The organism is Clostridium sp. JN-1 (assembly GCF_003718715.1).
GTDB lineage: Bacteria > Bacillota > Clostridia > Clostridiales > Clostridiaceae > Clostridium_AV.
The window spans coordinates 249,231-261,244 of record NZ_CP033465.1 but is presented as its reverse complement, the minus strand read 5'-3'; the positions used below and the strand labels follow the sequence as shown (position 1 = coordinate 261,244).

Here is a 12,014-nt window from a genome sequence, read left to right as displayed (position 1 = left end):
TACATCAAGTTTTTTAAAGAAACTAATTGTTTTGTAAAATATAAGCTAAGCATCAATATTCGTTAAAAGATGGCTAATATACATCTCATAATTATTATATAGATTAACTGATGAAACATTATTTTGCTTACCAGTATTATATACATTACTACAAACATAAAATAAATCATTCTTGTTACTATGAAGTTCCATTATTTTTCTGCTAAGTTCATTAGTCTTAAACATTTTTTTCATTAAGATAGCTGCAATATTTGATGGCATATAATAAGATAATAATTCATTCCTGTAATTTTTGAGTTTTACCCCTCTTGTTTTAATAATATTCATTGCTTCCCTAATAGATAAAATTGTTTCTTTTAAAGCCTTTGTACTTTCCATAAGTGTTCTTGCAGCTCCAGTAGGATCATTAATATTTCCATATTTAGCAGCTGTGGATATTACCCCAGCATTTAAAGCCATATGTATCCAAATCCATTCCAACATATCATATGGATATTCTGCTTTTATTGCTGATTTTTCAAAGACCTTTAATATATTATTATAATTTTCCACATTAGTTTTAGCTTCTCTTTCCAGCATAAATCTATCAAATATAACACAATCCAATATTCCATTTTTCAAATCCATCTTTCCACCAGCAACTGGATATCCCAAAATGTATTTTCTACATCCCATAATGTTTTCAATCTGAGATTTATTTTGCCAAACTCCATTAAACAATAAAATAGTTCCTGAAATATTATTATCATTTAAAGTTCTAATTGCTGCTTCTAGTTTATTGCTTGAAATACTTACTAAGATGAAATCATATTCAGAGTTAGGTTCAGCGTTCTTTACTTTATATATGTCCTCAACTTGTTGTGTCTTTTTATTTCTTCCATCTAATAATTTTATCTTAATTATTTCTGGTACATTATGCCTTCTTTCTTCACGGACAAAATGTTCTGTTTCAAATCCAGCCTTCTGAAATATGTATCCATAAGTTGTTCCTATAACCCCCAAACCTAATATCATAATTTTCATATTCTATATCTCCTTTAATAATAAATTTAAAATTTGTTTCTTGTAATTTTTCGCAATTTCAGATGATATTTCTAAAACTTCTCCAGATAGTTTTAATCCTTCTGTTGAAAATAAAATCATCTGAGCTACAGCTTTTGCATCAACCTCTTTAAATTTACCTAAAGAAATTCCATACTGTATTAGTTTAGTCCATACTTCAATTCCTCTTCTAAATTGTTTTTCAAAAATCCTTTTTCCTATTTCATTTTTATGTACAATACAGAATTCATATATTGCATTATTAATAGAAGCCCCTTTGCACTGGATTTGCAAAATAAAATCATCTATAAAATTCTCTAAAATGTTAACAGCAGAAATTTTATTTTTCATCATTTCTTCAAATTCATCTATATCTTCTTTTTGAGTAAGCATTAATACATCTTGAAAAATATCATAGGTACTTTGATAATGTCTATAAAGACCCCCTCGACTAAGTTTACACGCTTCACAGATATCCTTCATAGTTACATCTTTATAACCTTTCTGTGCAAAAATCTTATATGAATTTTCTATAATTAACCTTTTTGTTTCTTCACCTTTTTTCATACTCACATCCCCTTTTTAAAAACGACATACTTGTCGCTTTAATTATAAGACACGCATGTCGTTTTTGTCAACACATAATAAATGCACCTGCTTAAACAGATGCACGTAATTATATTATTGTGAACATCTTTCTATCAGCCTTTTTCTCATACTGTGTACAATACATAGCATTTATTGAGTTGTTTAAATAAATAAATAAAACATCATTTTAGTTTCAACTTAATAATTAGTCACTGAGTCCATATCTAATTTCATATAATCTTTTTTTAGTAATATTTTAAAATAGCAAATCCCTGCTATGGCTGCTGCAATATGACTTATCAAAACAGCTGCCCAAATTCCATTTAACCCCAAATTACTCATAGATAATATCTTTGCCATAGGCATACGAACAATAATATAGTAAAAAATCATTAAAAACATTGATTCCATTGGTTTTCCAAAACCATTTACTGCACCGAGAACAGAATTAGTAATAACATTACAAATATATCCAACTGAAATAGTTGAAAAATAAACTTTAACTAAATTTTGAACACTTGTGCTTGCTCCAAACATTTGTGCCAAGCTTCTTGAAAAAAGCACTACTATAATTGTCAGTATAATTAAAAATCCACTACCTAATAGTATCCCAGATTTAAGATACTCATTTGCTTTTTTTATATTCTTAGCACCAAAGCATTGACCAATACAAGTAGTAATTGTCATATTAAGTGCCATAGCAGGATAAAATAAAATTGTTTCCAGCTTTCCCGAAATACCAAATGCAGCTAGAGGCATTACCCCAAATGCACTAACTAAGTAAGTAATAAAACTTGTGCTTATTGCAGGAATACTTTGTTGAATAATAGATGGGATTGCTTTAAGTGTAAGTTCCTTTAAAGTATTTTTATCAAACAACTTAAAATCAATTACAATTAATTTTCTTTTAATAATATATACAATCATAATAAACATCATTATTCCCTGAGACAATAAGGTTGCAATTGCTGCTCCCTTAAATCCAATTTTATTAATGAATATAGGATCTAAAATTATATTAAGCATTGTACAGATAATAATAGGTATCATTTGCATAGTTGTATTTCCAAAACTTCGTAATACAGCAGCAAAATATAAGTACATAAATAAAAAAACATACCCAGCCATATATAAAATAAGGTACTCTTTTGCCATAGAAAATATCCCATCTGGTGTATTTAAAAGATTTAAAATAGCTTTAGCACTAAATTCACAAATAACAGTTATAATTATGCTGAAAATAATTGCTGCTATAAAAGATGTTGAAATTACTTTATTTTGATTATCCTTATCCTTTGCTCCAATATGTTTTGATAACAAAATTGCTGCTCCATTAGTAGCACCCATTGCAATAGAAGTTGTTAGCAGTATAGGTGGCATTGATACAGTAAGCGCTGCCATTGCTTTTTCACCAAGTAAGTTTCCAACCCAAAGGCTGTCAACTATGTTGTATGCCATACTAAATATAAATGCTATAAGTACTGGAATAGTAGCTTCCATTAATCTTTTGCTTACACTACCTGTTGTAAAATCTTTTTCTAATTTATTATTCACTTAAATCCCCTTCTTTCTTTGATTATCGCTTAATGAATTGCAGTCAATGAATTATATTCACCCATTAAGCATTTTTTTACCCTAACAAAATATCACTTTATAGCAATACCTTATTAGGGATGTTTATTTAATAACTAAGCATCATAATATTTATACTTTAAATTTACTTTATTTCTAATATTGAATTTATAAATTCACGAATTTGTTTAACTTTTTCTTCTATAGAAGCGTTTTTACATGACAAAACACCTATTTGTCCATACATAATGAAATTAGTCATTATTTCAACATTTTCAATATGAATTTCCCCTTTTTCACATAGCTTTTTAAACTCTTTGCATAAACTTGGGATTAAATATTTTGCAATTTTTATAGTAAGTTGTTCATGCAATATTTCATTACCAGTCTTATGATAAAAATCATGATATTTGCTGTTATCTTCTTCAATTAGCATTAATTTAGCCATATCATCCATACGCTCTATTAATGTTTTTTTATCATCACAAATAACTTTTAAAAATTTTTGTCCACATTCCTCAACATAACTATCCATTGCAATTTCAAAAAGTTCTTGTTTTGATTTAAAGTAACGATAGCATAACCCTGGTACCACATCCATTTCCTTTGCTATGTCAGCCATAGAAGTTGATTCATATCCTTTAGTATAAAATAATCTCATTGCTGTATCTAATATTTCCTGTTTGCGAACTTCAGGCGCCTTTGAAATTCGTGCCATATTTAAAACCTCCTTTTATTATTCTAAACATAGTATACTACTCGAATGAATTAAAGTCAATGAACCATATTCATTGACTTTTCAACTATTGCTATTATTATTTTATTTTAAGTGGACAAGGCATAAGCCAGGTAGTCACTGCAAGATATGCATGTCCCAATATAATACTAATTAACTTTGTTAGGTATTCAAAACTTTCTTCCACCTGTCCATCATTCAGCATTTTCATTAGTTTATGAACTTCCTTTTTGTCTGCTTTCGCAGTCCTTTTTAACGATACGGCAGAATTCACTTTATGTTGCAGCCTGTATTCTTACTCGCACCCTTGTGGGTTACTTTACCCTCACGTTTCCCACCCAGTATTTCTACTGTGCATTGTGATTGGCTGCTAGGCTTCCTGTGGTAATTACCTAGACTAGACTTTCACCAGTAAGCATGGTCCAGCTTCGCTGGACGCACTATAAAATAAAGGGCACAAATTATGCCCTCTTATTTTTTCCAAATTCTTTACTTAATAGGTATATGCAATATTGGTTCATGCTAATACCTTCTTTTTCAGCTTCAATTGCTAAGTCTTGATGTAATGATTTTGGCATTCTTATTCTAAATTCTCCGGAATATGAATTTACTTCACCAGGTTCAGGAATGTTGATACCATCTTCTAATGCTGCTTCTAACCAGCATTTTTTAGCGTCTTCTATCATTTCCAAAGCTTCTTGTACAGTGTCACCACAACTTATACAACCCCTAAGTTTTGGTATTCTTACAGCATAGGTCCCGTCTTCATCCGGAATTAATTCAACTTTATATTTAAGTCCCATGTAGTAATCCAAGTCTTTAACCATTTACAACACCTCATTTTAAATTTTATTAGGAGGAAGTGGGGGTTATTCCCCCATTTCATTTTTAAGTACTTCTAAAACTAACTTTACATATGCTTGGTTAATTGGTTTTGCATATGGAATTGTTATACTATAAGCACCTTTTTTCCTAAACACGTAATGACTACTACCTTTATTTGTTTGATTCATTATGTACCCCAAGATATTTAGAATTTTTTCTAATTCTTCAAATCTAGCATTCTTAGGATTATTTTTTAGTTTCATGATTAGTTTCTCAAATTTACTCATATGTTTTCCCTTCCCCCTTACATATATAATTATATCATGGTACCGCATATGGTATCAAATATTTTAAATAAAAATACCTTAAAAATAACTATTAAATAATCCTTCATTTACATTAAGTAATAAATCTGGGCTAATTTTACAAGTTGCCCTCTATCCACTGTTACATCCCTTTTTCTAATATCTCTATTGTTTCATAGTCTAATATAAATTCATCATCATAAAAATGTTTACCCAAATCTGAGTAAGTTACCATGGCTCTAATTAAAACTTTGTCTTTATGTTTAATGTTATGATATGCTCTGTATGCTTTTAATTCAATCGTGGTGTTTTCCCTCACTATCTCATTACATTTTCCCTCATCTTCTATAACCATAAAACGTTTACCTTGTTGGGTGGATAACCTTTCATTTGTAATTATTGTGTCTGGTGGCAATTTAGTTATATCTATCATAATTGACAACCCCTTTTACTTTTAATATAATTTACATATGGAAGGTAGTTAGTGGCTACCTTCCATACTGAATTTAGTTACTCATTTTCTTGGATTTCTCTCAACAATCTTAGAAATTTTATTAGATTTTCAACTGTTGGCTTTTGTTTATTGTCGGTGCAGTATTCAATAAACATTTAAAATTCTTTTAGTGAGTAACTATTTTCTTTGTTTTTTGACCACATTGCTATCACCTCCTTACATATATAATTTAGCCACTTGCTAAACCTCGAACCCGTTAGGGTTCAAGAATTTTCAAGATATATCAAAAAGGATTTCCCCCACTTAATGTCGAATATATATTATTATCAAGAAAAAATATGCATTGTGAGGTATCCTTTATGAACAAATTAAAAAACTAAATTCATCTCTGAGATGTATTTGAAGAAGTCGAAGACTATTTTAAAGAAGATGAATCTCAATTCTCAAGATTTAAAACTGACTTTATTGCTAATATTCAAGATTTTTTTAATCATTTAGTTGATATTACCGAACTATCTGACAGCAACTGAATTCCAACCTATCAAAAATTATAATTGCTGATACTACTGGGATTAACGCTTACGTCAAAGAAAATAAATCCAACTAAAGCTACCTTTAAAGAATTTGCTGAGATTTGGTTAGATACATATTGTGTTAATTTATCTCCTACTACTATAGATGGATATAAAAAATATGTAAAATATGCTATTAAATATATTGGTGAAGATATTAAAATACTACTTGATACTAATAAATACCAATATTACATTTATAATGAGGCTGAATTTAATAAATTACTTGCCACTGTTACAGGTACTAGAGAAGAATTTCCTATACTGCTTGGCAGGTCTTTGCGGCTTAAGAGTTAGCGAGATTATGGGTCTGACATGGAATGATATTAATTTTAATAGCCATGTAATATACATTAGAAGAACTAATGTACACGTAAATTGTGCAGTAATAGAAAAAAGCACGAAGACAAGAACATCTTATAGAAAGGTAGTTGCCCCTTCATATGTAATAGAAAGATGGATCTGCTGAAAATGGTGGAAATTATGGCAAAAGATTTTCAAGAATATTAAAAAATGCGGGGTTGCCGCATACACGTTTTCATGACTTAAGACATTTTAATGCTGCTATGATTTTAAAACATGGGGTTCCTGATAAAGAGGCAGCTGAAAGACTAGGTCACTCTGATATAAATATGACTAAAAAATATCAGCATATACTAGGTAACATGAAAACTAAACCCGCTGATATTCTTGATAGTATTATAAAAAATTCGGATGTCAAAATGGATGTCAAATAGTTCTGAACCCTTGATAAATATGGTGGAGGCGAGGGGTGTCGAACCCCTGTCCGAAAGTAGAAACACCTGAGTATCTCCGAGTGCAGTTTGTATTTTAAATTTCCCTCTACTAAACGCCTACAAACAGGCTTTTAGTTTCAGTAGCTTCATAAATTCCGTTCCTCACTCAAAGCTTTGTGAGGCTCGTTTCCCCGCTATCGACGCCCTTTCCTAAGCCGCGGGACTCAAAGGAAGGACGGCTAGCAGACTAAGCTGCTAAAGCTAAATTATCTTCGTTATTTGCGTTTAAATTTAATTCCCAGTTTTTTAACGCAGGTCCAGGAAACCTTCGACTCGCTGCTCAAGCCCAACTTACCCCCGTCGAAGCCAAATACGCCCCCATGTTTGTAAATTGTAATCAATTAAAAATTTTTAATTTAAAATTGATAAATAACGCAAATGTAAGTTAATTTGAGTAATATTCAATTCTCAACGATTACTATAATACATCAAATTAAGTTAATAATCAATAGTAAATTAAGTTAATCCCTAATACATAACTTAAAAGCAGAGGACAGGGGACAATTGACAGTGAAGGTTGATTTTTTGCTAACGCAAAAGAATTTTTAAATTTATATAAGTTGGCAATGTTCGCTTTATCGAAACGATTTACTAAAAATTTAATTAAAGATTTTTCTTAAGCGCAGTGGAGAAAAATCCTCCTTCCCTGTCCTATGTCCTCTAAAAATGCCTCGCATTTTTGCACATTACAAGTTGTAAGTTCTATATTATAAACATTGCCACAATAGTTGTAACAACAAGACCTATTACAACTGGTTTGATATTCCTTTTAGCAAGTTCGAAAGGATCTACTTTGCATATAGCAGCTACTGGTATTACTGCCCAAGGTATTATAGTTCCTCCGCCAACCCATATGCCTGCTAATTGTCCTAATGCAGTAAGTGTAGCTGTACCACCACCTAAAGCTTTAGAAAATAAATTAGCTATAGAACCTGCCAATGATATTCCGGAAAAACCTGAACCGTCTAAACCTGTTATAGCTCCTACAATAGTAAGTGTTATAGATGCAACAATAGAATTAATAGGAACTACACTTGCTAAGTATACACCTAAGTCATTAACAATTCCTTGAGAACCCTGTGGTAAAACTTTTCCAAATATATCATTAAATGCAGAATCACCTAGATAAAAAAAAGCTGCTATTGGTATAACTACTCCAAATATCTTAAATCCAAACTGCAAACCTTTCACAAGGTTAATTGTTATTTTTTCTAAAGATTCATGTTTATAAGTCAATATTGATATTAAGCTTAATACAAATATAGCTGTGCCGCCTATTAACGCCGTTGCATCTCCGCCTTGCAGTTTAGCAATATACATTATCAAAATGTCTCCCAAAAATAAAGCCAAAATTAATACCGCTAAAAGTATCCTCGTTCTTTTTGAAGTGATTAATAATTTCTTGGTTTCATCTTGTTCTTCTTCAAATTTATATTCCGCAGGAACATTTTTTGATTTAATGTCTTTCGAAAGAAAATAAAATGCTGCTGTGGTAGTCACTAGTCCCATAGTAATAGTTAATGGAATACTAGCATAAACTACTTGAGATACTGGTATTCCAGCGGCATCTGCAGTGAGTTTAGGGGCTGCTTGAATTACATAATCACTTGATAAGGCAATTCCATGTCCAAACAAATTCATTGATATAGCTGCTCCTATAGCCGGTAAACCTGCCTTTTTAGCTATCGGCAAAAATAATGCTCCTACAAGCGCTACAGCTGGTGACGGCCAAAAAAACCATGATAGTACCATCATAACTATTCCTATAACCCAATAAGCAATACAATAATTTGTTATTATACCTTTAAATGGTGAAACCATTTCTTCATTTATACCAGCTTCTATTAAAACATTACTCATTGCAACTATAACAGATATAATAAATATGGTAGGCATAAGTTCTTTTGCCGCATAGACGAAACTATTAAATACACCCATAGCAGATCTGTATATAGAACCTGTACTCACAAGTCCAAGAAGGAATATTCCAATTATACAAATTAAAGATATATCCTTCTTTTTTATCATCGCCGCTATAATTATAAATATAAAAGCCAAGTAAATATAATGTATTGAAGTCAGCGTTATACTCATTCTGTTACCTTACATAAAATATTATTTACTAATAAATTATGCTGATATACTATAATGGTGACTGTATTCATTAACTACTTATACAACATTATTATATTTCTTTGAAAACACCTTATCTAAATCTTTGTTTCATCTGCCTGTCTATATCTCTCTTAGCTGCCTTCTCAAGCATTGCATCTCTCTTGTCATAATTCTTTTTACCTTTAGCTACTGCTAAATTGACTTTTACCTTTCCACTTTTTAAGTATAATGCAAGTGGAATAAGCGTATATCCCTGCTGTGCAGTAAAGCCAACTAACCTACTTATTTCATTCTTATGCAAAAGCAATCTTCTTTCCCTTAGGGGATCTCTATTAAATACATTTCCCTTTTCATATGGGCTTACATGCATATTACAAATAAATATTTCTCCATTTCGAACTTCTGCATAACTGTCCTTTAAGTTTGCTCTGCCGGCTCTTATGGATTTAACTTCTGTACCAACTAAAGCTATTCCAGCTTCCATAGATTCTTCTATAAAATAATCATGTCTTGCCTTCCTATTTTCAGCAAGAGTTTTATTACCACTATTCTTTTTCATATAAACACCTACTCCAATTTATAAGTTAACATAAGCCATTAACTATTATTAATATATTATAAACTATAAAATTTATATAATATTCTATAATATAATATTATTATAACTGCAGGGCAAACTCAATAACATTTATCATTTACATCATATATATGGTTAATTATACAATAAATTACATGGTAGACATATCTATCATGTAATTTGCTGCTAATCCGCATCTTCGTTTTCTTGATTTTCCTTAAGTAAGTCAAAGTAAATTTCATGTGCAAACATATCAACTCTTGAAACTCTAATCTTAACTTTATCCCCAAGTCTATATATCTTTTTAGTTCTTTCACCTATAAGACTAAGATGTTTTTCATCGTAAATATAATAGTCATCTTCTAGGGTACTCATGTGTACAAGTCCTTCTACGGTATTGGAAAGTTCTACAAACATTCCAAAGTTGGTTACAGATGATATTATACCTTCAAATTCCTGACCAATTCTTTCGCTCATGTATTCAGCTTTCTTTAAATCATCAACTTCCCTTTCTGCATCTTGTGCAATTCTCTCCATTTCTGAAGACTGCTTTGATGCATACTCGACTTGAGGTACAAGTTTACTTGACCTCTTTTGATCCAGCTTACCATTTATAAATTCCTTTATTATTCTGTGGATCATAAGATCCGGATATCTTCTTATTGGAGAAGTAAAGTGGCAATAATACCTTGCTGCCAATCCAAAGTGACCTACACATTCAGGTGAATATCTTGCTCGCTTCATAGAACGCAAAAGCAAAGTGTTTACTACTATTTCTTCTGATTTACCTCTTACTTTCTCAACTACTTCTTGAAGTGATTTAGGATGTACTTTTTCCTTATTCATCTTTACAATATAACCAAGGTTATGAACGAACTCATTAAACTTCATGAGCTTTTCGTCATCGGGGTCCTCATGAATCCTGTATACAAACGGTGTGTTATTCCAAAACATATGCTCTGCTATGGTTTCATTACATACAAGCATAAATTCTTCTATTATCCTGTTTGCTACAGCCCTTTCATAAGGCTTGATTTCAACTGGCTTGCCTTTTTCATCCAAAATTATCTTACATTCTTCAAAGTCAAAATCTATGGCTCCCCTTGAAATTCTCTTTTTATAAAGTATTTTACAAAGCTCTTCCATTAACTTAAAAGTATCTACTAAATAATCATATCTTTTTATAGTTTCTTCATCATGATCTCTGAGTATTTTGGTTACATCGGTGTAAGTCATTCTTTCATTACTATTTATAATACTTTCAGTTATATTATGATCAAGAACTTTACCTGTTTTATCTATTTCCATAAAACAACTTAAGGTTAACCTATCAACTTTAGGATTCAAACTGCATACTCCATTTGACAACTTTTTAGGCAGCATTGGTATTACCCTGTCTATAAGATAAACTGAAGTTCCCCTTTTTAATGCTTCCTTATCTATAGGATTTTTTTCTCTAACATAATTTGATACATCTGCAATATGTACTCCCAAATAGTAATTGCCATTAGGAAGTTTTTCTAATGAAACTGCATCGTCTAAGTCTTTTGCATCTTCTCCATCTATAGTGACCACAGTCAAATCCCTTAAATCTTTTCTTCTCTTATATTCTTCTTCTGGTATTTCTTCAGATATTGACTGTGCATATTCTTCAACTTTTTCAGGAAATTTTTCGGGAAGATTATTTTTCTTTATTATGGTTAATATATCTATTCCCTTTTCACCTTTTCTACCAACTACCTCTAATATTTTTCCTTCTGGATTTCTTCTTTTTTCTGGCCATGTAGTTATCTCTGCTACTACTATATCTCCAGTTTTTGCACTACCTTTACAATGTTTAGGTATAAAAATATCTTGATATATTCTAACTTCCTCTGGAACTACAAATCCAAAATTTTTACTATCTTCATAAGTTCCTATTACAGTTTTATTTGCTCTGTCAAGTATTCTTATTATCTCGCCTTCACACTTTTTCCCATTATTCTCTTGTTTATTTATTTTTGCTACTACTTTATCACCGTTCATTGCTCCATTTAAATAAGATGATGGTATAAATATGTCTGGTCGTTCCTCATCTTCTGGTATTACAAAAGCAAATCCCTTTTGATGACCTTGAACCTTTCCAACTACAAGCCCCATTCTATCGGGTATTCCATAATAATCTGTACGTGTTTTAACTATCTCACCATCTTTTTCCATTGACTTGAGTACATTAGAAAATTCTTTTCTCTCTTCTTTTGGTATACTGAATATTTTTTCAAGTTCTATTATATTCATAGGTTTATATGCTTGCTCTTTCATAAAGTCTAATATTGTTTCCCTTATATTCAAGGTCAACACCCCTTTCATGCTTAAACTCCTGTAATATAAACTATGCCTTTAAGCAGAGCTGTCCCTACCTAAAGGCATGATAATCACTAACATATTCTTAT

Annotated in this window: 13 protein-coding genes, 1 other RNA gene and 1 pseudogene; 3 read left to right on the top strand and 12 right to left on the bottom strand. The window is 30.9% G+C overall.

The genetic code is table 11. The features are described 5' to 3' along the window. Positions 1-45: 45 nt before the first annotated feature. The 8 genes from EBB51_RS01305 to EBB51_RS01270 form a co-directional block, all read right to left on the bottom strand. Positions 46-1,023, bottom strand: a complete 978-nt coding sequence (locus tag EBB51_RS01305) for a 2-dehydropantoate 2-reductase N-terminal domain-containing protein (RefSeq protein WP_123052787.1) — start codon at positions 1,021-1,023, stop codon at positions 46-48. Between the two features lie 3 nt (positions 1,024-1,026). Further along, positions 1,027-1,608, bottom strand: coding sequence for a TetR/AcrR family transcriptional regulator (locus EBB51_RS01300; RefSeq protein WP_123052786.1), 582 nt, complete (start codon positions 1,606-1,608; stop codon positions 1,027-1,029). A gap of 219 nt (positions 1,609-1,827) precedes the next feature. After that, a complete protein-coding gene (locus tag EBB51_RS01295; protein ID WP_123052785.1) occupies positions 1,828-3,183 on the bottom strand; it encodes an MATE family efflux transporter in 1,356 nt (451 codons plus the stop codon). Between the two features lie 163 nt (positions 3,184-3,346). Beyond that, on the bottom strand, positions 3,347-3,919 hold the full coding sequence (locus EBB51_RS01290; RefSeq protein ID WP_123052784.1) for a TetR/AcrR family transcriptional regulator: 573 nt from the start codon (positions 3,917-3,919) through the stop codon (positions 3,347-3,349). A gap of 97 nt (positions 3,920-4,016) precedes the next feature. Next, positions 4,017-4,148 carry a hypothetical protein gene (locus EBB51_RS13930; RefSeq protein WP_279221810.1) on the bottom strand — a complete coding sequence of 44 codons (132 nt, stop codon included), beginning with the start codon at positions 4,146-4,148 and terminating at the stop codon, positions 4,017-4,019. Positions 4,149-4,398: 250 nt separating this feature from the next. Continuing rightward, positions 4,399-4,764, bottom strand: a complete 366-nt coding sequence (locus EBB51_RS01280; RefSeq protein ID WP_123052782.1) for a type II toxin-antitoxin system HicB family antitoxin — start codon at positions 4,762-4,764, stop codon at positions 4,399-4,401. Positions 4,765-4,806: 42 nt separating this feature from the next. Next, entirely contained in the window at positions 4,807-5,049 is a 243-nt protein-coding gene (locus EBB51_RS01275; protein WP_123052781.1) for a hypothetical protein, read from the bottom strand. Between the two features lie 160 nt (positions 5,050-5,209). Further along, positions 5,210-5,500: a hypothetical protein gene (locus EBB51_RS01270; RefSeq protein WP_123052780.1), complete on the bottom strand. Its 291-nt coding sequence runs from the start codon at positions 5,498-5,500 to the stop codon at positions 5,210-5,212. A 575-nt stretch (positions 5,501-6,075) separates the two neighbouring features. On the opposite strand from EBB51_RS01270, the gene EBB51_RS01260 reads away from it, so the two are divergent. The 3 genes and pseudogenes from EBB51_RS01260 to EBB51_RS13920 form a co-directional block, all read left to right on the top strand. Beyond that, positions 6,076-6,390: a hypothetical protein gene (locus EBB51_RS01260; RefSeq protein WP_123052779.1), complete on the top strand. Its 315-nt coding sequence runs from the start codon at positions 6,076-6,078 to the stop codon at positions 6,388-6,390. A gap of 7 nt (positions 6,391-6,397) precedes the next feature. Next, positions 6,398-6,562, top strand: coding sequence for a hypothetical protein (locus EBB51_RS14005; RefSeq protein WP_347560939.1), 165 nt, complete (start codon positions 6,398-6,400; stop codon positions 6,560-6,562). Between the two features lie 25 nt (positions 6,563-6,587). Beyond that, positions 6,588-6,830 (top strand): annotated as a pseudogene (locus tag EBB51_RS13920) (tyrosine-type recombinase/integrase); the annotation flags it as partial. A 20-nt stretch (positions 6,831-6,850) separates the two neighbouring features. On the opposite strand, the gene ssrA reads toward EBB51_RS13920, so the two are convergent. The 4 genes from ssrA to rnr all read right to left on the bottom strand — a co-directional run bounded on the left by ssrA (position 6,851) and on the right by rnr (position 11,913). Continuing rightward, positions 6,851-7,210: a transfer-messenger RNA gene (gene ssrA, locus EBB51_RS01245) on the bottom strand. A 382-nt stretch (positions 7,211-7,592) separates the two neighbouring features. After that, positions 7,593-8,984, bottom strand: coding sequence for a hypothetical protein (locus EBB51_RS01240; protein WP_123052776.1), 1,392 nt, complete (start codon positions 8,982-8,984; stop codon positions 7,593-7,595). Between the two features lie 112 nt (positions 8,985-9,096). After that, positions 9,097-9,564, bottom strand: a complete 468-nt coding sequence (smpB, locus tag EBB51_RS01235; protein WP_123052775.1) for an SsrA-binding protein SmpB — start codon at positions 9,562-9,564, stop codon at positions 9,097-9,099. 204 nt (positions 9,565-9,768) lie between these two features. Continuing rightward, positions 9,769-11,913 carry a ribonuclease R gene (gene rnr / locus EBB51_RS01230; RefSeq protein WP_123052774.1) on the bottom strand — a complete coding sequence of 715 codons (2,145 nt, stop codon included), beginning with the start codon at positions 11,911-11,913 and terminating at the stop codon, positions 9,769-9,771. Positions 11,914-12,014: the final 101 nt, after the last annotated feature.

Bases quoted from the DNA above. Each gene is read 5' to 3' on its own strand.
- EBB51_RS01305 (WP_123052787.1), bottom strand. From the start codon at position 1,023: ATGAAAATTATGATATTAGGTTTGGGGGTTATAGGAACAACTTATGGA.
- EBB51_RS01300 (WP_123052786.1), bottom strand. From the start codon at position 1,608: ATGAAAAAAGGTGAAGAAACAAAAAGGTTAATTATAGAAAATTCATAT.
- EBB51_RS01290 (WP_123052784.1), bottom strand. From the start codon at position 3,919: ATGGCACGAATTTCAAAGGCGCCTGAAGTTCGCAAACAGGAAATATTA.
- EBB51_RS13930 (WP_279221810.1), bottom strand. From the start codon at position 4,148: ATGAAAATGCTGAATGATGGACAGGTGGAAGAAAGTTTTGAATACCTA.
- EBB51_RS01280 (WP_123052782.1), bottom strand. From the start codon at position 4,764: ATGGTTAAAGACTTGGATTACTACATGGGACTTAAATATAAAGTTGAA.
- EBB51_RS01275 (WP_123052781.1), bottom strand. From the start codon at position 5,049: ATGAGTAAATTTGAGAAACTAATCATGAAACTAAAAAATAATCCTAAG.
- EBB51_RS01270 (WP_123052780.1), bottom strand. From the start codon at position 5,500: ATGATAGATATAACTAAATTGCCACCAGACACAATAATTACAAATGAA.
- EBB51_RS14005 (WP_347560939.1), top strand. From the start codon at position 6,398: ATGGGTCTGACATGGAATGATATTAATTTTAATAGCCATGTAATATAC.
- EBB51_RS01240 (WP_123052776.1), bottom strand. From the start codon at position 8,984: ATGAGTATAACGCTGACTTCAATACATTATATTTACTTGGCTTTTATA.
- smpB (WP_123052775.1), bottom strand. From the start codon at position 9,564: ATGAAAAAGAATAGTGGTAATAAAACTCTTGCTGAAAATAGGAAGGCA.